General features: G+C 47.8%; 17 protein-coding genes and 3 pseudogenes. 13 read left to right on the forward strand and 7 right to left on the reverse strand.

Annotated features, from left to right (window positions below):
* Positions 1-373 precede the first annotated feature (373 nt).
* From ACK5NH_RS13020 to ACK5NH_RS13030, 3 genes are read left to right on the forward strand one after another with little or no spacing between them, the layout of a single operon-like run.
* Positions 374-907, forward strand: coding sequence for an RNA polymerase sigma factor (locus tag ACK5NH_RS13020; RefSeq protein WP_416920687.1), 534 nt, complete (start codon positions 374-376; stop codon positions 905-907).
* The gene (locus ACK5NH_RS13025) at positions 907-1,491 is read left to right on the forward strand and encodes an anti-sigma factor (protein WP_416920689.1); all 585 of its coding nucleotides are present in this window, start codon (positions 907-909) and stop codon (positions 1,489-1,491) included. The genes ACK5NH_RS13020 and ACK5NH_RS13025 overlap by 1 nt, the downstream gene beginning before the upstream one ends.
* Positions 1,488-2,444 carry a DUF4097 family beta strand repeat-containing protein gene (locus ACK5NH_RS13030; RefSeq protein ID WP_416920691.1) on the forward strand — a complete coding sequence of 319 codons (957 nt, stop codon included), beginning with the start codon at positions 1,488-1,490 and terminating at the stop codon, positions 2,442-2,444. The genes ACK5NH_RS13025 and ACK5NH_RS13030 overlap by 4 nt, the downstream gene beginning before the upstream one ends.
* Before the next feature lie 84 nt (positions 2,445-2,528).
* Here ACK5NH_RS13030 and rsuA read toward each other — a convergent pair whose 3' ends face one another.
* Positions 2,529-3,236: a 16S rRNA pseudouridine(516) synthase RsuA gene (rsuA, locus tag ACK5NH_RS13035; RefSeq protein WP_416920693.1), complete on the reverse strand. Its 708-nt coding sequence runs from the start codon at positions 3,234-3,236 to the stop codon at positions 2,529-2,531.
* 337 nt (positions 3,237-3,573) lie between these two features.
* Here rsuA and ACK5NH_RS13040 point away from each other — a divergent pair, with 337 nt between their 5' ends.
* The 4 genes from ACK5NH_RS13040 (at position 3,574) to ACK5NH_RS13055 (ending at position 7,869) form a co-directional block, all read left to right on the forward strand.
* A complete protein-coding gene (locus ACK5NH_RS13040) occupies positions 3,574-5,658 on the forward strand; it encodes a M13 family metallopeptidase (RefSeq protein WP_416920695.1) in 2,085 nt (694 codons plus the stop codon).
* Positions 5,659-5,871: 213 nt separating this feature from the next.
* The gene (locus ACK5NH_RS13045; RefSeq protein ID WP_416920697.1) at positions 5,872-6,657 is read left to right on the forward strand and encodes a RelA/SpoT domain-containing protein; all 786 of its coding nucleotides are present in this window, start codon (positions 5,872-5,874) and stop codon (positions 6,655-6,657) included.
* Positions 6,658-6,919: 262 nt separating this feature from the next.
* On the forward strand, positions 6,920-7,327 hold the full coding sequence (locus tag ACK5NH_RS13050) for an SMI1/KNR4 family protein (protein WP_011623923.1): 408 nt from the start codon (positions 6,920-6,922) through the stop codon (positions 7,325-7,327).
* Positions 7,328-7,368: 41 nt separating this feature from the next.
* Positions 7,369-7,869 carry a DUF4447 family protein gene (locus ACK5NH_RS13055; protein WP_416920699.1) on the forward strand — a complete coding sequence of 167 codons (501 nt, stop codon included), beginning with the start codon at positions 7,369-7,371 and terminating at the stop codon, positions 7,867-7,869.
* A gap of 72 nt (positions 7,870-7,941) precedes the next feature.
* On the opposite strand, the pseudogene ACK5NH_RS13060 reads toward ACK5NH_RS13055, so the two are convergent.
* Together ACK5NH_RS13060 and ACK5NH_RS13065 are read right to left on the reverse strand one after the other, a co-directional pair.
* A pseudogene (locus tag ACK5NH_RS13060) lies at positions 7,942-8,572 on the reverse strand (glutathione S-transferase family protein).
* Positions 8,573-8,677: 105 nt separating this feature from the next.
* Entirely contained in the window at positions 8,678-11,263 is a 2,586-nt protein-coding gene (locus ACK5NH_RS13065) for a TonB-dependent receptor plug domain-containing protein (protein ID WP_416920701.1), read from the reverse strand.
* Positions 11,264-11,464: 201 nt separating this feature from the next.
* Between ACK5NH_RS13065 and ACK5NH_RS13070 the strand changes: the two genes are divergently transcribed.
* From ACK5NH_RS13070 to ACK5NH_RS13085, 4 genes are all read left to right on the forward strand, one after another.
* Complete coding sequence (locus ACK5NH_RS13070; protein ID WP_416920703.1) at positions 11,465-12,007, forward strand: PH domain-containing protein; 543 nt, start codon at positions 11,465-11,467, stop codon at positions 12,005-12,007.
* 83 nt (positions 12,008-12,090) lie between these two features.
* On the forward strand, positions 12,091-13,377 hold the full coding sequence (locus ACK5NH_RS13075; protein ID WP_416920705.1) for an Nramp family divalent metal transporter: 1,287 nt from the start codon (positions 12,091-12,093) through the stop codon (positions 13,375-13,377).
* Positions 13,378-13,527: 150 nt separating this feature from the next.
* Positions 13,528-13,992, forward strand: a complete 465-nt coding sequence (locus ACK5NH_RS13080; RefSeq protein WP_416920707.1) for a DUF1456 family protein — start codon at positions 13,528-13,530, stop codon at positions 13,990-13,992.
* Between the two features lie 268 nt (positions 13,993-14,260).
* On the forward strand, positions 14,261-15,949 hold the full coding sequence (locus ACK5NH_RS13085) for an NAD-dependent malic enzyme (RefSeq protein ID WP_416920709.1): 1,689 nt from the start codon (positions 14,261-14,263) through the stop codon (positions 15,947-15,949).
* Positions 15,950-16,019: 70 nt separating this feature from the next.
* Here the strand turns inward: ACK5NH_RS13085 and ACK5NH_RS13090 are convergent, their stop codons facing one another.
* Positions 16,020-16,454: a DUF3069 domain-containing protein gene (locus tag ACK5NH_RS13090; protein WP_416920711.1), complete on the reverse strand. Its 435-nt coding sequence runs from the start codon at positions 16,452-16,454 to the stop codon at positions 16,020-16,022.
* 24 nt (positions 16,455-16,478) lie between these two features.
* Complete coding sequence (locus ACK5NH_RS13095) at positions 16,479-17,006, reverse strand: phosphatase PAP2 family protein (RefSeq protein WP_011625247.1); 528 nt, start codon at positions 17,004-17,006, stop codon at positions 16,479-16,481.
* Positions 17,007-17,119: 113 nt separating this feature from the next.
* Between ACK5NH_RS13095 and ACK5NH_RS13100 the strand changes: the two genes are divergently transcribed.
* Positions 17,120-19,060, forward strand: a complete 1,941-nt coding sequence (locus ACK5NH_RS13100) for a diguanylate cyclase (RefSeq protein ID WP_416920713.1) — start codon at positions 17,120-17,122, stop codon at positions 19,058-19,060.
* Here ACK5NH_RS13100 and ACK5NH_RS13105 read toward each other — a convergent pair.
* Positions 19,057-19,865 (reverse strand): annotated as a pseudogene (locus ACK5NH_RS13105) (substrate-binding periplasmic protein). The gene ACK5NH_RS13100 and the pseudogene ACK5NH_RS13105 sit on opposite strands and share 4 nt — an antisense overlap.
* A 161-nt stretch (positions 19,866-20,026) precedes the next feature.
* Here ACK5NH_RS13105 and queG point away from each other — a divergent pair.
* Complete coding sequence (gene queG / locus ACK5NH_RS13110) at positions 20,027-21,202, forward strand: tRNA epoxyqueuosine(34) reductase QueG (RefSeq protein WP_416920715.1); 1,176 nt, start codon at positions 20,027-20,029, stop codon at positions 21,200-21,202.
* A gap of 17 nt (positions 21,203-21,219) precedes the next feature.
* Here the strand turns inward: queG and ACK5NH_RS13115 are convergent.
* Positions 21,220-21,998: pseudogene (locus ACK5NH_RS13115) on the reverse strand (TOBE domain-containing protein).
* Between the last annotated feature and the right edge of the window lie 21 nt (positions 21,999-22,019).

Consider the following 22,019-nt stretch of genomic DNA (forward strand, 5'->3'; position numbering starts at 1 on the left):
AAAAAGATAGCTGGGACTTAGGCCTTTAACAGCAAAATATCCCTGATATACAAAGTTTATCTTTTATTTATTGTGCACTGGTCGAGCAATGCTCCTCTGTTGGCTATCTCTATGGGTAGCTATATATGCATTGCGCTTAATATAGCGAGCGAATAATCGCGCTTTTTTAGCTATTACAACCGAATACCATTTGGTATAAAATTAATAACTTCAAAACGTTAGCACCAAAAATCCTAACTGATTTTACTACAGCTCACAAAAGAGTGAGCCAATATTTAAAAATAAACCGACTATTTTTTTATTCGATACAAACCTTTTTAGCTTTTCAGAGCGTCCAATCAATAACCATTCACCTAGATGACAGGAAAATACAGTGACGACAGGGAGACTCCCACTCAATAATGCGATGTCAGAATTTGACCTCATCACCTTGGCTAGCCAAGGCAATAGAGCCGCATTTAAGCAACTGTATTTACACCATCATCCAAGGGTATATGCCCTATCACTGCGGTTAAGTGGCCAAGCCTCGCAGGCAGAAGAAATCACCCAAGAGTGCTTTATTCTGGTCTGGCAGAAATTACCGCTGTTTAGGGGAGAGAGCCAATTTTCCACTTGGTTACACAGTATTTGCGTCAATCAGGCACTGAGCAGTATCCGTAAGCAAAAGTCGTTTTGGGCGCGTTTTATCCCAATGGAGAGCGATATTGAGCACCCAAGCTCAGATGAACATTATCAAGGGTTAGACAAGTTGATCCTCAAACTGCCGGAGCGAGCGCGCATCGTGTTTGTGCTCTGCGCCATTGAAGGCTATCAACATGAAGAAATTGCGCAATTAATGGGTATTGCCGTGGGAACCAGCAAGACCCAGTACCACAGAGCCAAGCAATTACTACAGGAGATGCTGTAATGTCCTTATCAAATGCTTCCCGCGAGGCCAAGCTCCAGCAATTGATTGATGATGCGCCTAAAGCGTTAGTCCCTGAACGGGATCTTTGGCAAGGCATCGAAAAACGTATGGACAAACCTTTAGGGTCTCAAATAGTTCATACCCGAACGCCTCGATTGCAAGGTGCGCAATGGGCGCTTGCTGCAACTGTGGTGCTGGCAATGTTCTTCAGTATCTACACCCAAGAGACTGCAAAACCGACATTGACTGGCACTGAGCAAATCGCCAGCCAACCAGCGGATGATGAGCAAGCGCTGCACGCTTTGCTGACCCAAATTGCCAAGACTCACCAAGCTCAAGTAACAAACCTGGAACAAACCTCAACAGTGGTCGCATGGCAAACCAGCCGTTTTAGCGCACCGCTAGAGCAAGGCTTAGCGGAATTACGCCGTGCGGGCGAGCAGATTTATCAAGCTCTGCTGGCCAACCCCACAGATAAACAACTTTGGCAACTCTGGCTTTGGGTGCAACAACGTGAACTCGATTTGCTACAGCAAGGCCAAAAACTACCGATTCAAAACTCAACAAAAGGAAATAACATATGAGCCATTTTACCCTCACGAAAACCAGCCTATTCGTATCAACGCTTTATCTGAGCCTCATGGGCAGTGTATTCGCCGCTGAAAGTGTAGATAAGCAGCTAAGCATCGGCAGTGATACTCAAGTTCAAATCAAGATCCAACGGGGCGAAGTGCAAATTGAAAGCTGGGATAAGAATGAAGTCAGCGTGACTGGTACCCTCGATGAGCTGAGTGAAGGCTTTGTCTTTGAGCAAAAAGGTAACAATCTGAATATTGAAGATAAAATGCCACGCCACTATAACGGCGGCGACAACAACGGCTCAAAGCTCACCATTAAGGTGCCTAAAACCGTCAAGTTAAACGCCGATACTATTTCAGCCAATCTGCAAATTAGCCAAACTCAAGGCGAGCTTGATCTCAATACCGTCAGCGGAAATATCACCGCCGAGGCGCTGGATGGTAACCCAACATTACACACGGTGTCTGGCGATATCATTACTAAGGGATTAGCGGGCAAAGTGATGTTAGATACCGTCTCCGGTGAGATTAAAGACACCCAAAGCAAAGGCGAAATCAAATACCGTTTAGTGAGCGGCGATCTAAACAGCCAAACCTTAGCCGATAAAGTGAAAGTCGAGCAGGTTTCTGGGGAAATTAAAGCCGACTTTAACGCCGTCAAAGAAGTCAATGTCCGCACCGTGAGCGGCGACACTCAAGTGTCACTGGCGAAAAGCTTCGATAAAGCCAATCTTGAGAGCGTCAGTGGCGATATTATTGTGACATTTACCGATACGCCCGATGCCAATTTCGAGCTCAATGGCGGCCCTGGTGGCAAAATCAAAAACGGCTTGAGCCAAGATGTGCCACAAAGACAAAAATACGTGCCTAATGAATCCTTAAGCTTCCAGACGGGTTCGGGTAGCGCCAGTGTGAAGATGGATACCATTAGCGGTAATCTTATCCTGAAAAAACAATAGACTTATCATGTAACACATGTCGCAATAAAAACAGCAATAAAAATGCCGCTCAATGGGAGCGGCATTTTTTAATTCCAAATGAGCTTAAATCGAGGCGATTTCCTCATTCGTCAGATAACGCCATTCACCAGGGGCAAGCTCTGAGTCCAACTCAATTCTGCCAATGCTTTCACGGTGTAAGCCAACCACATGATTTCCCACAGCGGCAAACATCCGCTTCACTTGGTGATACTTACCTTCGGTAATGGTTAGACGTACAAGCTGTGGTTCAATGATTTCGAGTACCGCAGGTTTAGTCAGGCCATCTTCGTTTCTGAGCTCCACTCCGGCGGCAAATACGCCTACCAGACTCTCATCAACAGGCTCGACTAATGTCACTAAGTAACGCTTGCCACAGTCTTTTTTCGGCGAAGTGATCCGATGCGACCATTGGCCATCGCTAGTAATCAACACAAGGCCAGTAGTATCTGCATCTAAACGGCCGGCAATGTGTAAGGTTTCCGGCTTTTCGATATCCAGCAGACTCAATACCGATGGATAGGCTTCATCGATAGTTGAGCAAATCGTATCCACGGGCTTATTGAGCATCAAGTAACGCTCACCGACGAGGGAGATAGGCTCGCCATCGAGGCATACTTGCATCCCCTCGAGCACTTTAAAGCCAGAGTCTTTGACCACCACACCGTCACAGGTAATCTCACCACGGTGTAAGGCTTTTTTCGCTAAGGAACGGGTAAGCGAGGTACTTTCACAGATAAATTTGTCTAAACGCACTGGACGACTCAACTTCAATAAATGAAAACCGCCGTATTATGGGGCCCAACGGGCGAAAGGGCAAAGCCTACCCAATGAAATTGCTCTGAGGTACTCTTGGCGACTACGGGTAAACCTAAGTGCTCACTAACTTGTCAAAGCCTGCATACGGTATGTTTGGCGTTTTTTAGGCCGATTACCGCCATGGTAATTTTTAGTTACAACTGATGGAGAATAAATCCGATTGAAAAAGTGTGATCACCTTGTTTAGATTCCCGCTAAAGCATTAACATACGTTGCGTTGCGCCTGAAGCAATCCCATTTTGCACCAAACAGCCCCAGAGATGGGCACAATAATAAACTCGAAGGAAACGACATGAGAAAAGTACTCATTGGGGGACTGTGTGCCTCACTCATCGCGGGCCTCACTGCCTGTAATGACAAACCCACTGAAGTTAAAGCGCCAGAAACCACCAAAACCGCCACAGCTACCGCTGTGACTAAAGCATTGGGCTCAGGTATCGAATTTGAAAACTTTGATAAATCAGTCCGTCCACAGGACGACTTCTATGAATATGTAAACGGTGCTTGGCTGAAGAAAGCCGAGATCCCTGCCGATCGCACTAGCATTGGTGCCTTCTACGATCTGCGTGAAAAATCCCGTGATGACGTTAAAGCCATTATCGAAGAAGTGGCCGCAACGCCGAATCTGGTCGAAGGTACTGACGAGCAAAAAGTGGCAGACCTTTACCGTTCATTTATGGACACAGCAACGTTAAACAAACTGGGCGTGACGCCACTTAAAGGCGAGTTTGATGCCATCAACGCCTTAAAAGATAAAAATGAGCTGGTGAAGTACTTCGCCCATAGCCAAATCATGGGCGCCGGTACGCCTATCGCCTTCTACATCGATATTGATGCGAAAAACTCAAGCCGTTACGCCACTCACCTATGGCAATACGGTTTAAGCCTGCCGGAAAAAGATTACTACTTCAACGAAGCAGAACGTTTCGTCAATATCCGTAAAGCTTACGTTGCCCATATTGAAAAAATGTTCACTCTGGCAGGTCTTGCGGATCCAAAAGCCAGCGCAGAGTCAATCCTCGCACTCGAAACTGCGATTGCCTCTAAACACTGGGATGTGGTTGAAACACGCGACAGCACTAAGACCTACAACCTGTACCAAGTTAAAGATCTGCCAAGCTTAGCGCCAGATATCGACTGGGCAGGCTACTTAACGGCATTAGGTGCTGACAAGCAAACCGACATTATCGTTAACCAACCAAGCTATATCCAAGGCCTGAACGAAGTCCTCAAAACGACCGATTTGGCCACTTGGAAAACCTACATGCAATGGCAAGTGCTGACCCACGCGGCAAGCAACTTGAGCGAAGAGTTAGACAACGAAAACTTTGCTTTCTTCTCTAAAACCCTTAACGGACAAGAAGAACAAGAGCCACGTTGGAAGCGCGGTGTCGCAGCGGTTAACGGCGTATTAGGTGAAGTGGTGGGTAAAGTGTATGTGAAGCGTCACTTCGCCCCAGAAGCCAAAGAGCGTATGCAAGCGCTAGTTGAAAACCTGCGCGGCGCCTACGGCGACAGCATCAAAGATCTGACTTGGATGAGCGATACCACTAAGCAAGCCGCTGCCGAAAAATTAGCGAAATTCAACCCGAAAATTGGTTATCCAAATAAGTGGGAAGATTACAGCAAGCTGACCATCAAAGCCGATGATTTGATTGGTAACGCGGTTCGCGCAAGCGAAGTTGAGCACGCTAAGTCACTGGCTAAGTTAGGCGCGCCAATCGATAAAGACGAGTGGCACATGACCCCACAAACGGTTAACGCCTACTACAACCCAACCATGAACGAAATCGTGTTCCCAGCGGCAATTCTGCAACCACCATTCTTTAACATGGAAGCGGATGATGCCGTTAACTACGGTGGTATCGGGGCGGTTATTGGTCACGAAATGGGCCATGGCTTCGACGACCAAGGCGCTAAGTTCGACGGCGAAGGCAATATGCGCGACTGGTGGACAGAGAAAGACTTAGAAGAATTCTCTGCCCGTGGTAAGGCGCTGATCGCACAATACGATGGTTACTATGTGTTTGACGATCTGCACGTGAACGGCAGCCTGACCTTAGGCGAAAACATCGGTGACTTATCGGGCGTGACTATCGCTTACCGTGCGTACAAAAAATCACTCAATGGTAAAGAAGCCCCGGTTATCGACGGTCTGACTGGCGATCAACGTTTCTTTATCGGTTTCACGCAAATTTGGCGTGCAAAAGCCAAAGAAGAAGCCCTGCGTAACCGTGTAGCGACAGATCCACACTCACCTGCGGAATTCCGCGCATTGGGCGCGCTGTCTAACATGCCAGAGTTTTACACCACCTATGATGTGAAACCAGGTGATGCTATGTACATAGCACCAGAGAAACGCGTGAAAATTTGGTAATCCCAAATTAATTCAAGATAGTAGTTAACTCTGTAACCTAGTTAACTGTCCAATGGCGCCGCTCACAATAGCGGCGCTATTTTTTTAGGCGCGAAAAATGTGAACCTAAGCCAAACATGAACAAGTCTTCATCATTGATTCAGCTTTAATTAAGCCACTCCAGCCTATGGTATTCTCGTGATGTGTATCACTCCCATAAGGAAGTAGGCCGTTATGAATAAGTTATTTCGTACCTTTTTTATCTTTCTACTCTTATTATCGACCCGCACAGGCGTAGCCAATCCTTTAGATATCAATGACAGCGGAGCCGAACGCGGCAATTACAGTGCAAGACAGGCTCAAAGCCATGATCTGCATGGTCTTTATGCGCTCAACACTCAAACCTTTCACACCCCACGCCAATCTTCAGCCTGTCTAGACAACCTATATTCCAACGCCCACGCGGCTCAAGATGAACTCGCGAGCCTGTTGCAGACAGTGACAGCAAGTTCACAGGCTCAAGTGATTCTGCCGGACGTGAAAAGCTATCAACGCGCCGCCGAGAAGGTCGCCACCAAATTTAATGGGGATGCGAGCCAGATCACCGACCTTGCCCGCGCCAGCATCGTCAGTAACAGTATCTCCGAGCTAATGCAAAGCTATTACGCCTTAAGCGAGCAAGCTCAGGTCGTGAAACAGAAAAACCGTTTCGCCGAGCCTAAAGCCTCAGGTTATCGCGACCTTAACTTACTGGTACGTTTGCCCGAAAGCGGCATGATTGCCGAGGTCCAATTGCACCTTAAGGATATTGCCGACATTAAAAGCGGCCCAGAACACAAGGTTTATGAACAGGTTCAACAAATTGAGGCGAATGCGATAAAACAGCAACGGGGGTTAAGTGAGTTTGAAACCGCACAAATCGCTAAGCTGCGCCAAGAGTCGCATAAGCTGTATCACAAAGCTTGGCTTAACTATAAACGCGTCGATGAAGGACTGCTGCTCACTAACTCAGTCGCTTAATCGCTCGTTTATTTAATCGCTTTACCGTTTAACTCTGTACCAATTCCACTGTTGCGCTGGCTATTTGTAAAAACAGATGCCAGCGCTTTTTTTCCGAGAAACACCAGACCCCGCCCCAAGCGCCATTTGCGCTAACACCTCAACCTAAAGCCGTCAACTTGAATCCGACCTCTGCCTGTCAGATGCTCACAGCCCGTCCCTCGCATCCAACCTTGTTTCCCTATATAATCCCGCGCCATAAGGCGCCCCTTAAGGAAATTCCATGCACGACATTATTGAGCAACTCCAAGAACGCAGCGAAACTGTGCCTGTGCCACTCGAGTTACCCACATTCGAGCAGTTAGTGGAGGTTGAGGAACAGATTTTGATCCCACTGCCACGGGAATTAAAGGAATACCTACTCCATGCCAGTGATGTGATTTATGGCGCGATTGAGCCTGTGACAGCAGCCGATCCCTATTCGCACACCTATTTACCCGAAGTCACCTGCTATGCTTGGTCAATCGGCTTGCCGAGGGACTTAATCGCCATCTGCCAATTGGGCGATGACTTTTACTGTATCGATCAGGATGGCCAAGTTCACTTCTGGCAAAACGGTGACTTTACCGATACTTATTGGGAATCCTTCTGGGAATGGGTCGAAGATATTTGGCTTAAAAACAAATACTGATTTTACCGAGATTTTATTTTTATCAACTTGAGAACCGCATTATGTCTAAAAATATTGGCTTGAACGCCATCGAAATGAGCTACTTACGCCAATCACTCAGCCTCAGTGCGGCTCAAGTAGGACAACTGACCAACCATAGCGAAGCTGACGTGGTAGCCTGGGAAAATGCTGAAACACAGGCCCCTGAACTGGCGCAGAAAAAGCTGTTGGATCTCGACGATATTATCGAGATGCAAGTGCTTAATACCACAGACGGCATCGAAGCCTTATTTAAGAAAGAGCCTAAGCGTCACTTGGCCTTCGTGGTGTATCCAACCCAAGCCGTTTACACCCAATATAATCCTGAATTTTTAAGCTCGCTGCCGTTAACTGAGCTGTACAACACTGCGGCATGGCGCATTAAGAAAGAATGTAAACTGGTGCTCGAAGTGGATGTTAGCCTAGTCAATCTCGATGTTGAGGCCTACAAGGCATTCCGTGAGCAAAATGGGTTAAGTGAAAGCCGTGAAAGCCGTGCAAAATGGGCGGCGACTCAGCTATAAACGCCAAACGACTAAATCAAAAAGGGCAGATGTGAATCTTCTGCCCTTTTGTTTTTTATTGCCTAGTGCTGATTAAGCCTGCGCCGCTGCTGCGACAGCCTCCATTTTGGCCAGTGCCGATTTACGCGAAGGACGCGCCGCAATTCTATCGCGATAGGCCGCCAATTTAGGCGGGATCTGCTGCTCAAATAAAGTGCCCCAAAGCAGTGTATGGGCCAGCAGGATATCGGCAACCGATAAGGTATCGCCGAGTAAAAAGTCACTATAGGGTAACATAGCTTCAGCCAAGGCCGCCGCCTTATCAAACTCCCACACAGCGCAAGGCATGATGGAGGGATGACGCTGCGCCTCTGGCAGCGCGAATTTATGCTTGCCTAAGGTCCACAGAGGCTGCTCGAGTTCGGTAATAATAAAGCTCACCCACTGATGATGCAGACCCGATGCCGCACTGCCCGCTTCAGGTAACAACTTGCCAAACTTCTCCGCCAGATACAGGCAAATGGCCGCAGACTCAGACAATACAAGATTATCGTCGGTTAACACTGGCACTTTGCCGCAGGGATTGAGCGCTAAGAACGCGGCGCTACGGTGCTCGCCCTTATTTCATATCCACAAACGAAAAGGCCCATTCGGCACCTAACTCTTCTAACACCCAAGCTACTCGTAATGCACGGCTGCGGGGCATGCCATATAAGGTGATCATATTAACGTCCTTTTAGTGATGACTGATTAACGAGAACGAAGATACACTGTGTCGCGGCAGAGTAAAATACAAAAACGGCGCCGAAGCGCCGTTTCCAATGACTCGTTAGAAGTTCATTGTCAGTTTGGTGTAGATATAACGTCCCATAGGGTTGTGTACAGAAATCACATAACCATAGAGGTCGGTATCGCCGTCACCAATCGCAAACGGTGGCTCTTCATCGAACAGGTTGTTCACGCCTAATGTCAGCTTAAACATCTCGTTGAAACGGTAACTACCTGACATATCAACTAATAACTGTGCATCCACCATACGAGACTTGTTCGTTTCGAAGTCTAACACGCCGTCAAAGTCGATATCTGGAGTATCTTCGAACTCACCGATGTAGCTCAGGTTTACGTTGGCAGCGAAGTTATCCATGGTCCAATTCGTGGTGAGTAACCAGCGATGTTGTGGGAACTTGTACTCGCCAGTGTAATCGAGACCGTCTTTTTCGAAGTTATGTAGGTAGCTGTACTCTAGGCCAAACTTCAAATCACCAAAGCTATCTAGCTCAAGACCATAGTGAGTTGACAGGTCAACGCCCTGCACATCCTGCGAGCTTAAGTTGATAAAGCTTGAGTGGATAATGCTGATAGGACCTAAGGTTTGACCCGCTTGCGGTGCTAAACGCTCACACACTGTGCTGTTTTGATCGTTACAGTTTGCGGTATAGATATCACCTAAAGGTTGTTTATCAATTTTGTTATCTTGAGTGATGCTGTAGACATCAAAACCAATATCAAACTTCTGGCTTGGCGCCCAAATCATCCCCAGGTTCCATGTTTCTGACTCTTCGGCATCCAACTCAGAGTTACCTTGGAATTCAGTGTTGTAGTCGAGCGCTTCACAATCCACCCCATCGGCGGCGCAGCGATAAGTATCGATAAAGAAGCTACTTTCGCGTGATGGGCCTAAACCGATTTGAGCTAAAGAAGGCGCACGGAAACCCGTTGACCAAGAACCTCGGCTCGTCAGCTCATCGGTGATGCCCCATTGGAACGCCACTTTAGGGTTAGTGGTTGAACCAAAATCGCTGTAGTGGTCGTAGCGACCCGCGAGTTGCAGCTCAAAGTTATCCGTGACAGGAATAGAGAACTCCACATAACCCGCGTATTGGTCACGAGAGGCAGCCGCAGAAACCGCTTCGGTACCGAAAATCAGTCCACGTTGGAACTGTTCATCCGGCACGTCACTCACGCTTTCTTCGCGGTATTCCACACCTGCCGCCATCATAATGTCGCGGTCCGCCAGCGTGAACGCTTGACCCGAAATGTTCGCCGCGTAAGACGTCATGCTCGATAAACCTTGGCGAACTAGGCTAGTCGTAATGGCATCGATCACATCCTGCGAGTTCATGGTGCCACCAAAGGGATTGTAGCGACCCGCATCGATCTCGGCTTGCAGGTAATCGGTTCTGACCCAACCTTGGCTACGATCGCCTGTTTGCGTCGATTCACTGCGGCCGCGTTGTACCGAGGCTTCCCAATCCCACTCTTTGATCGTACCACGTAGTCCTGCGACTAAACGTAAAGTATCGGACTCGATATCCCAACGACGGGCACCCGCATCCACGGTACGGAAACGACCGATTTCAATATCTTTACCCCAAGGATTATTAGGGTGCGTGCCCGGCACTGTTAAGGCCGCATCTTCATCCAAGGGTGTTGGCGCCCCACCAGCAATAGAACTGTTATGCTGCGCCGCTAACTCGAGGAAAGCGGTTAAATCATCGCTAAAATGGTAATCAAATTGGCCAATTGCCCCAATACGCTCAGCTTCGGGGATGACTAAGTTGTAAGGACCATAGTCAAATAGACAGCTACCACTGGCCGTTGCGCGATCGGGCGGACAGGAAGGGTCAATAGTCTTGACACCATCGACATAAAAATAACCGGGGAAGCCGCGTGAAGAACGGAAATCCTCACCACCGTAAGGACTTTGATCGGCTGTGCCAAAACGGCCTAAGTCGGTTGCCGCTAAGGTGTCGTTTTTAAAATAGTCGAGAATAACCGACGCGCTACCCTTTTCAGATTTTGTCCCCCAAACGACGCTCGCCGTGGTTTCATCGTAACCCGTACCAGGGGTGTCACCGTAACCTAGGTTAACCTCAATACCTTCGATGTCTTTTTTCAAGACGATGTTAACTACACCCGCAATCGCATCGGAACCGTAAATAGCCGATGCTCCGTCTTTCAGAATATCAATGCGCTCAATCGCTGAAACCGGAATATTGTTAATGTCGACGAAGGAGTTAGTAATACCTTCGGCAAAGGCACTTGCCGCGACACGACGACCGTTAATCAATACCAAAGTGGCGTCAGGACCTAAGCCACGCAAACTGATCGAGGCACCACCGTTGGCGGTCGAATCTTGGCTGTTACCACGGGTAGAGAAAGCACCTGCACCGTTCGCGGGCATACGTTCGAGTAACTGCTGCAGGTTATCAAACCCCATGTTGGCAATATCTTCTTTGCCGATGGATTGGATAGGCGACGGTCCCTCGATATCGGTGCGCTTGATACGAGAACCCGTCACTTCAATACGTTCAACTTTATCGGCACCATTGTCGGCTGCATGGCTAATACTCGGGGCAAACGCCATGGCGATCGCGATAGCACAAGCACTGGGTAGAATCTGAGGTCTTTTCATTTACATCCCCTAATCTTTGTCTGTTAAATTTATTTTACTTTTATTAAACGAATTTTTAACACAACCAAGGTAATGGGTTGAAAAACAAAGTCAATGGGACACCGAAAAAAGTTAAACTTTTGTTATAGAGGAAAACCATGTATTTTCCAGCAGAGATCTTTCAAAATAGTTAACAACTGGATGCTCAGATTAGGGAAGAAAATGCAAGAACTAACGATTCATGAAGCCGACTTTGAAGCCAACTTAGGCATGTATTGGTTACTCTCTGGAGCCGCTTATTTCACCCTAAGCATTATTGGTATTCCCCTATTATTACTATGGTTCCCTATCGGTTTATGGGGAACTCGCCGCTACATCCGCAATATGAGCGCACGCTTAACCAGCAAAAAACTCATTGTGCGACGAGGCATATTAACTCGCACTGAAAATACGGTACCCCTAGATAAAATTACTGATATCGCCTTAATTCAAGGGCCGATAATGCGTCTGATGGGATTACATAAACTCACAGTCGAAACCGCAGGACAATCGGGAAGCGGCGCCTTAATCAGTCTCGTTGGCATAGTCGATGCGCCTAGTTTTAGAGCGCAGATTTTGGAGCAAAAAGAACGCCTGAGTGACGCACTTCCATCCGCAGAGACACTAGTCACCACAGACGATAGCGCACTACTGACTCAACTCGTGGAAATGACGGCAAGCATAAAACGCATCGAAGCCCTACTCGCCTCCAAATACAATTCTTAACAGATAAAATCGCGACTTAAGGGTTTGGATAGAACAGTATCGAAAAGATAATTTCCAACGGATAAGGAAACACGCAGCGCATTATGACTACTTCCCAAGTTAAACCATTCCCCATGAATTGGACGTCCCAACTAGCCCTCGGTATAAAAGCCATGGGACCAGGCGTATTAATGGCCGCTGCAGCCATTGGGGCTTCACATTTAGTGTCATCCACCCGCGCTGGTGCAGATTTTGGCTGGCAACTCGCCTGGGTGATCCTCGGAGTCAACTTGCTGAAATATCCCTTCTTTGCCGCAGGTGCACGTTACACCGCCGCTACAGGTGAAAGCCTGCTGCATGGTTATCTAAAGCAAGGCCGGGGCTATCTGTGGTTATTCACTGGGCTCAATGTGCTTGCCTCCATCGCCAGTACGGCGGGAGTATGCATGTTAACGGCCGCCATGCTGACTCAGTTTATTCCCTTACCGATTGATGTGTTGGCGCTGTTGGTGCTGATAAGCTCGCTGTTGTTATTGATTTTGGGGCATTATTCGCTGCTGGATAGGCTGACAAAAATCATCATGTTTGCCCTGACCCTCACTACATTAATCGCCGTCGCCTTGGCATTGGATCATATGAAACCACTGGCTAGCCAATTCGTATCTCCCTCACCTTGGCAGTGGGCCTATGTGGGATTCTTGGTCGCTATGATGGGCTGGATGCCAGCACCGATAGAGGTCAGTGCTTGGAACTCTCTGTGGTTATTAGAAAAACAAAAGACCTCAGCCGTTACCCCCTCCCAAGCCATCTTAGACTTCAACTTAGGCTATATAGTCACCGCCGTGTTAGCCGTGGTCTTTTTGGCCTTAGGCGCGCTGGTAATGCATGGCAGTGGTGAGCACTTTTCCGACTCTGGCGCGAAATTCGCGAATCAATTAATCAACTTATATAGCCAAGTCATGGGCGGCGAAAGCCGCTATTTGATTGGTATTGTTGCATTTTTATGTATTTTCAGCACCACAGTCACTGTTATCGACGGCTACAGCCGCACCCTGAACATGGGTTGGCAACTACTATCACGCACGGCAGTAACCGACGCGCAATCGGACAGACGCCTAACAGGTATCATGTTGAGCGTTAGCGCCTTAGGATTAATGTTAATCCTGTTTTTTAAGGGCGCCCTACTGCCACTGTTGGAGTTTGTGATGATTTTAGCCTTTATGTCCACAGTGGTTTTTGCATGGCTAAACTATCGCTTAATGACCAGCTCCCATCTACCCGAAGCCCATCGTTATGGCACCAAAATGAAATGCCTCTCCTGGATAGGATTAAGCTATTTGCTTATTTTTGCAGTGCTTTTTATTTACTGGTACCTGGCAGTGAAAGTTTAGTTTTACTCATTTGAGCATGAGTCCTCAGTGAGGACTCATGCTCTACTGTGCCACTTGCTCACCCACACTAGACTTTCCTGCTTTTCTGTTGCTTTAAGTATATAATGTCAGCTCTTAAACCAGACTGCGCAGCCGCGCCTAGAGATGACCATGATTAACAATGATATTTTGCGCCGTTTGCGCTTCGTGTTTGATTTCAACAATGCCAAAATGATTAAGATCTTTGCCAAAGTTGGAAGAGAAGTGCCAACCGAAGAGATGATTAGTCTACTGCGCAAAGAAGAGGAAGAAGGCTACAAGGCCTGTAACGACACGACCCTATGTCAGTTTTTAGATGGCCTTATCATCGAAAATCGTGGTTTACGCGAAGGGGCTGAAATCCCCAAACCAGTGTCACGTTTAAACAATAACTTAATCTTCAAGAAGTTACGTGTAGCCCTCGAAATGCGCGAAGAAGATATTGTGGCCACCTTAGCGCTCGCCGAAGTGCAAATGTCTAAGTCTGAATTAAGCGCTCTGTTTCGCAACCCAGATCATAAAAACTTCAAGGCCTGCGGCGATCAGATCCTGCGTAACTTTATCCGAGGCTTATCGCTGAAATACCGCGGAGTCTAATGTTTATTCCGCTTAAAATAGTAAACGCAGCCTAGGCTGCGTTTTTTGTTTTTACCTCGCCGTTAAACAAGCTTTTGCTCGGCCAGTGCATTTACAATCAATTAACAGATGCGTGTTTTAAACAGTCTGATTAATGTCTGCTGCAAAAAAAGCCACAAATAGCGTAAGACACAGGCAACAAAGATCACATTTCATGATAACCTTACGTGACTTACAGCACGTATCAAGCACGTACCGAACCACTTAAACAATAACTCAAAGGTTACCCATGGACGATAATAAACGCCCCCTCTATCTTCCGTTTGCAGGACCTGCCATTCTTGAAGCGCCATTGATTAACAAGGGCAGTGCATTTTCGGAAGAAGAGCGTATTTTCTTTAACCTCGAAGGCCTAGTGCCCTACGCCATTGAAACGATTGAAGAACAGGCGTCGCGCGCCTACGATCAATTTAGAAGTTTCAATAATGATCTCGATAAGCACATCTATCTGCGCAACATTCAAGACACCAACGAGACCCTGTTTTATCGTTTAGTGCAAAATCACATCAGCGAAATGATGCCGATTATCTATACCCCTACGGTAGGTTTGGCCTGTGAGCGCTTCTCGAAAAACTATCGCCGTAACCGTGGTCTGTTCATCTCCTACCCGAATAAGGACAGAATCGACGATATCCTCAATAACTCGACTCGCCAAAAAGTAAAAATCATCGTTGTGACCGACGGTGAGCGCATCTTAGGCTTAGGCGACCAAGGTATTGGCGGCATGGGGATCCCGATTGGTAAATTGTCGCTCTACACTAGCTGTGGTGGGATCAGCCCCGCATACACACTGCCAATTACCTTAGACGTAGGTACCGATAATCCACAGCTGTTGGAAGATCCAATGTACATGGGTTGGCGCCATCCGCGTATTGGCGGCGAAGAATATGCCGAGTTTATAGAAGCCTTTATGCAAGCCGTGCATGTCCGCTGGCCAGACACACTAATCCAATTCGAAGACTTTGCCCAAAAGAATGCGATGCCAATCCTTGAGCGTTATAAGGAGCGCTACTGCTGCTTTAACGACGACATCCAAGGCACCGCTGCCGTGACTGTAGGCTCATTACTCGCCGCCTGTAAAGCCGCGGGCACTGAGCTCAACAAACAACGTATCGCTTTCTTAGGTGCGGGTAGCGCAGGCTGCGGTATCGCCGAAGCCATAGTTGCACAAATGGTGTCTGAAGGTATCAGCGACGAGCAAGCACGCAGCCAAGTCTGCATGGTTGACCGTTGGGGTCTGCTGCTCGACAACATGCCTAACCTGTTGCCATTCCAGCAAAAACTGGCTCAAAAATGTGCCGATATCAGCAACTGGAACAACTTCAGTGACAATATTTCACTGCTCGATGTGGTCAATAACGCTAAGCCAACGGTACTGATTGGTGTATCGGGCGCACCAGGTCTATTTACCGAAGAGATAGTGCGTGCAATGCATAGTCACTGTGAACGTCCGATTATCTTCCCGCTGTCTAACCCAACTAGCCGCGTTGAAGCGACACCAAAGGACATTCTGCACTGGACGTCTGGCCAAGCCTTAGTGGCAACGGGTAGCCCGTTTGAACCAGTAGTGGTGGATGGCGAAACCTATGAAATCGCCCAATGTAACAACAGCTTTATCTTCCCAGGTATCGGTTTAGGTGTACTCGCCTCGGGTGCCCGCCATGTATCGGATGAGATGCTGATGGCATCGAGCCGCGCACTGGCTGAATGCTCACCTTTAGCCATTAATGGCACGGGTGCTTTATTGCCGAAGCTGGAAGATATTCACTCTGTCAGTAAGCATATTGCGTTCGCCGTCGGTAAAGTGGCGATTGAGCAGGGTTTATCCTTACCTGCAAGCGATGAGCTGCTGATGCAATCTATCGAAGATAATTTCTGGAAGCCTGAATATCGCCGTTACAAGCGTACTTCTTTCTAATTTCAGATATTCATCCAAACAAAAAGCCCGTCAATTGACGGGCTTTTGCTATCTTGCATCAATTGATGAATTAAGGCGCCATCACCTGTTTAAAGCTGTTGAGCATAGAACGGTCTGTACGCGCTTTCTTTAATTTACGCACGCACTCCTTGAGCGACTCATCGGCCAAACGGGTAAATATCCCGTTGTATTCCTTCTCGTTAATCGCCTCATCGGTATCCGCCTGCTCGGAAATCTCCTGCGCAACTCGGCTGAGTTGCAACCAAGCATTGGCAATATAAAAACCGTGGAATTCAGCCTGTGGCATTAAATTGCGCGCACTTGCCGGTAATGCTTCCCACGCTTGGGTAAATTTAGCTTCTCTGTCTTCTAACAGTTCAGCACATAAACCTTGGTAAGCCGCTAACAGGCTCTCCGGCATTTTCGCCATAGGTAAGACTTTGTTGGCAACATTGTAGGAAATGCGCTCGGAAGTTTCACGATACTCAACTGATACTTCAGCCATAATTACTCTCTTAACTTAAGCGACTTAAAATTGGCCGCTAATATATAAACCATAGATCCCATTGTGGGCTAAAGGTGTCACTGTGATCCCCTTGTAGGGCTCAGTAAAATACCAACCCGCCAGTGCGCCAATGGCAGCGCCTGCGAGGACATCTTCTAAATAGTGCTTATCGCTCTCGACCCGGGTATATCCCACATAGGTCGCGGCAAGATACGCGGGCAGACCATATTGCCAACCATAGCGTTGCTGGATAAAAGTAGCCGCCATAAAGCTGTCCGAGGTGTGTCCAGAGGGGAAAGAATCATCACCACTACCATCAGGTCTGTCCTTACTGACACCCAATTTAAGTCCTTCAACAATCACTCGGCTCGATACCGCTGCCTTAAGTAACTGCCAAGAACCTTCATTCCCCTCTTCATAGAATAGGGTCGCGCCTAAGGCTGTCGCAGGCAGGAGTAGATGCACCACATCGCCCGAGGTTTCGATATCATCCGAGTTTGCCCAACTCGCTCCCGTGAATAACAACAGGACGGCACAGAGTAATTTTTTCAAGGTTTTCCTTAATGGGTGAGATCCAAGGCGACGTTTATACCCTGATAGCGGAATGAATGCAAAAATTGCAAACTTAGCATGTAAACGGTACGTAAAAAGTTTATGCTAAGATAATGATTAGCTATCTGTTTCAGCGTGAACAGGAAACCTCTCTCTTGCGATATTGCCTACGATATTTAGCCATTTGTCTTATGCTGCTCATAGGGCCGTTAAGAGTTGCTATGGCTGAAGAAAAGGCACAAGTCGATCAGATTTTTGCATTATTCGATAGTGGCGAGACCATGACCCGTGAATCTATCGAGCAAAACATATCCCTACTGGAAAAACTCATTTCGAGTGATGATATTGTACGTATCGAAAAACTGAATCTGCTCAAATGCTGGAATCAGCCTTCGGAAACCGAAGCGGACGTATCCCGCTCTCTCAAGCATACAGAACAAATACTGACACAGATTCCGCCAACCTCCTCCCCGCATTTCGTCATTGATCTAACCCTTTGCCATGCTTGGTTTTTACAGCTTAGTGGTGATATTACTGGTGCAATGGAAGGCTATAGTAAAGGCGTTAAAAGTGCATACGAGCATGAGAATATAAAGCTCATCGCCGACGCGCGTAGTCTTCGTGGTGCCTTGTATTCCTACATAGGAGATTTTTCAGAGGCCTTAGATGATTTAGTCACCGCACAAGGACTGTACGAATCCTTAAACTTAACGGGCTGGGCAAACATCAATTTAGCGGATATCGCCACCAGCTTTAGGCGTTATGGCGACCCTGAGAGTGCGATCAAATACTACAATAAACTCAAAGAGTTTTACTCACAAAAAGGCAACCAAGAACAAGTTGCCAACGTGACTTCGGATATTGGTCTCGCGTTAGATGAACTGGGTGAACATGAGCAGGCCATTGAAAATTTTCGCTTCAGCTATCAGTACTTTAAAGAACACAAATACCCTCTCATTGCCGCTATCAACGCGACCAATATTGCCTACAGTCTGATTCAATTAAATCGCCTCGATGAAGCCGAAACCTATTTAACGGAAGCGGCGCAGGCAATCACGGATAAAGAGCCCACTGCTTACAGCTTTATGAAGCTGTTTATTGGGAAAATTCGCTATCAACAAGGCCGTTATCCAGAGGCCTTGGGCGAACTGGCTGCTGCTGAAAATGCGTTTCGTGCGATGCAGAATGATCGCGGCTTAGTTCAGCTATTGCAACTCAAGAGTGAAATCTATGCAGCGATGAATGATTTGCCATCGGCCTACCAAACTTTACAGCAGTTTGTCGCCTTGACTCGAAAGGTAGAAGACAATTCTTTTGCCCATCAAACGACTGAGTTAAAAGTAAAATTTGATACTAGTTGGATCGAGTCCGAAAACAAGCGATTACTCGATAACCAAAAATTGAAGGAGCAAGAGTTAGCGCTGCTCGAAAAAAATAAATCGTTACAGCTGATTATCCTATTACTTACAGGTTTCATCTTGGCCATAGTATCGCTGTTTGCCTATAAACAAGTGCACAGAAATCGGCATTTACAAACCATAGCTCTCACCGATTATCTGACCCAATTACCCAATCGTCGATATATTTATGCCCAAGCGGAGCGTTATTTTCAGCTGGCGATCAAACAACAAACGGCATTATCTGTGATTATTTTCGATGCGGATCATTTTAAAAAAATTAACGATAATTTCGGCCATGAAATAGGTGATCAGGCACTGTTGACCATAGCGCAAGCCAGCCAAGCAATAACTGCGGACCGCGCTCTGATTGGCCGAATAGGTGGTGAGGAATTTTTAATTTTACTCCCGAATACCGATGCTAACCGAGTGTGGGAGCTGGCCCACGAGTTACAAACCTTAATCACCCGTTATGGCGCCATTAATTTACCCATAGAGTTAAAACTGACAGTCAGTGCAGGGGTTGCCACCTTAAGCCCAGAATCCAAACCGCAAGATGAAAGCTTTGCGCATTTACTTAAGCGGGCAGACAACGCCCTCTACCAAGCCAAAAACGCCGGAAGAAACTGTGTTAAAGCTGCCGAAAAGATAGCTTAATTATCTTTATGCCAAAAGATTTGATGCTCTAGAGGCGGCGGTAATGCGCCAAACCATTTTTGATAGAGCCGAGCAAAATCCCCCGACTCCTTGAACTTTTCTAACTCGACTTGCCAACGCTGAACCGTGACAGCAGATGTGCCCTTAGAGAACGCCAGATAAAGATGGATTTCAGAGATGACATACACGGGTTTGATATCCGATTCCTTCGCACCAACATCTTGAAGTATATGCTTGACCGCCAGATCGGCCTGACACCAAAACCGTACCCGTGAAAACAACAGCTGCTTAGCCGATTGCTGCGGAAAACTTGCCACTAATAAAGAGTGTACACCTTGCTGTTGTAATAGCTGCGCGCCCACGGACTCACGATAAACACCCACAATCCCTTCGCACTAACCTCAGATAACTGATTGATATTAATGGGATCATCGGCTCTGGCGTAGAGGGTAATTTTACTGGTGGCAATGGGGCCAATAAAATCGAAATGGCTCTCCCGCTCATCGCTGATGGAAGTGGCGAACAGCAACACATTCGGCGCAGAACTCGCAATCGAATATGCCCGCGCCCAAGGCAAGACTTCGATTCTTTCCTGCTGCCCGATACGCGTTTGCAATTGATTGACCAACTCAACACCAAAACCAGTGGGCACACCATCTTGCTCAAAGCTCATGGGTGGCCAAGCCTCTGTCACTAAGCGAACGGGTTTTGTTGCAGCTTCTGTTGCCGCTAAGCTAAGCCCTGCATAGCCTAAGCTTACACACAACAATAAGCGATAGCAGTGTTTGCAAAGGGTAGGCAACATAGGCAAGACCTAAGGGGGAAGTTACTATCCATCATAGATCTAATTTATATACAGAAGAAAGCAAATTAAGGATTTGACTAAATCCCCTTGGAACGACACTCGTCCCTAGTAGCATAAAACTGCTATCATAGCGCCATCTTATTACGCCCACAGCCGCTTCCATGTCGATCACCACTCCTAGCAATATTCCCGATGCCGCCACCCTATCCTGCCTCGCTTTACAAATTAAGCATTGGGGAAAGGCGCTCGGATTTGCCCAAATAGGGATTTGTGACACCGACTTAACCGCGGAAGAAGTCAAATTACAGACTTGGTTAGATAAAGGGTATCACGGGGAAATGGGTTACATGGCCACACACGGTATGATGCGTGCCCGCCCCCACGAGTTGCACCCTGGCACAGTTAGAGTGATTTCAGCTCGGATGGATTATTTGCCGCCAGAGGCGGGGTTTGCCACTAACTTAGCCTCGCCGAATATGGGCTATATCTCGCGTTACGCAGGCGGCAGGGATTACCACAAACTCATCCGTGCCCGCTTAAAAAAGCTGGGCGATCAAATCAGTAGCGAGCTTGTCGCCTTGGGGTTCGATGCCGCCGACTTTAGGCCTTTTGTCGATTCAGCCCCAGTGCTAGAACGCCCACTCGCCGAAAAAGCCGGCATAGGTTGGACAGGTAAGCACTCACTTATCCTTAATCACGATGCCGGCAGTTGGTTCTTTCTCGGGGAATTGCTGATCAACCTGCCCTTACCCGTAGACATTCCGATCCAGGAAGACTGCAACACCTGCGTGGCCTGCATCACCTCCTGCCCGACAGGCGCCATAGTCGAGCCTTATACCGTGGATGCACGGCGCTGTATTTCTTATCTGACAATCGAGTTACAGGGTGCTATTCCCGAGGAGTTTCGCCCCTTAATGGGAAATCGCATTTACGGTTGTGATGATTGTCAGTTGGTGTGCCCGGTCAATCGCGAGGCGCCGCTGACTCAGGAGAGTGATTTCCACATTCGCCCTAAACTCAAGCAGCCTGAACTGCTCACCTTGTTTGCGTGGAGCGAAACCGAGTTTCTTAAACAGACCGAGGGCAGCGCCATTCGCCGTATTGGTCATCAGCGCTGGCTACGCAATATCGCCATCGCCCTAGGCAATGCGCCGAGTTCGCCGCAAATCATCGCCGCCCTCGAGCAACGTAAAGCCCAAGCGGATGTCGATGATATGGTGAAAGAACATATCAACTGGGCCCTAGCTCGGCAACGTGCGGGCGGCTCACAAGCCAATAACCGTAAAACGGAGCGACTGGTTAGGGTCATTCAAAAAGGCTTACCACGGGATGCCTAGTATCCTCGCTGCATGCTTTAATTCATACTGGCAACAATCACTTGTGTGGCATCAAAACAGGCAAAACAAGGCTCACCAACTTTGAGCGTTTGAATGTCGGCCAATGGCATCACCGAATAGATAATCTCTTTACCGCCAATCTCTATCGCTAACTCAGCCTTATCGGCCAGTTCAGTCACACTCAGTAAGTGCCCACTGACGCAGTTTTGCCCAATGCTCTGGCAGGCATCACGACTAGCCGTCACCGCAGGTGCCTTAAACAACAATAGAATCGATTGGTCCAAGGCTAACTGCAGACGCTCAAAACTGGCATGGGTCACTGAAATTTGGATCTGTTGCCCCCCGCCAATGTCACCCTTAGGCTGTCATTCAAGCCGAGTGACTCAATGCCGTGGATACGCCCCGTTAATTGGTTACGGGCACTGGTTTTAAGGGAGAAATGCGCCATCACATCCAACAAACTGTGCATATCGACCGAATCATCCAGCAACGCTGACAGCGCCATTTCCTGCACCTGCGAGGTGATGGAATACACCTTAAGTAAACGCTCACCAAACTCGGTCAGTTTGGCACCACCACCGCCCTTCCCCCCCTTTTCGCTGCTGACGACGGGCTCGGGCATAGTGATATTCATCTCATTTATCGCATCCCACGCTGCCTTATAGCTGATCCCCGCCAACTTAGCGCCCTGGCTGATAGAGCCAGTATTAGCCACTTGGCGTAGCAAAGCTATCCGCCGAGGATTGGCAAAGGGTTTATCCCCCAATGACAGTGTCAGTAGTGCGTGTAAGTCCATGTTCCTGCGCGCCTTAACTTA

This window comes from Shewanella sp., from assembly GCF_047975355.1.
Taxonomy (GTDB): Bacteria; Pseudomonadota; Gammaproteobacteria; order Enterobacterales; family Shewanellaceae; genus Shewanella.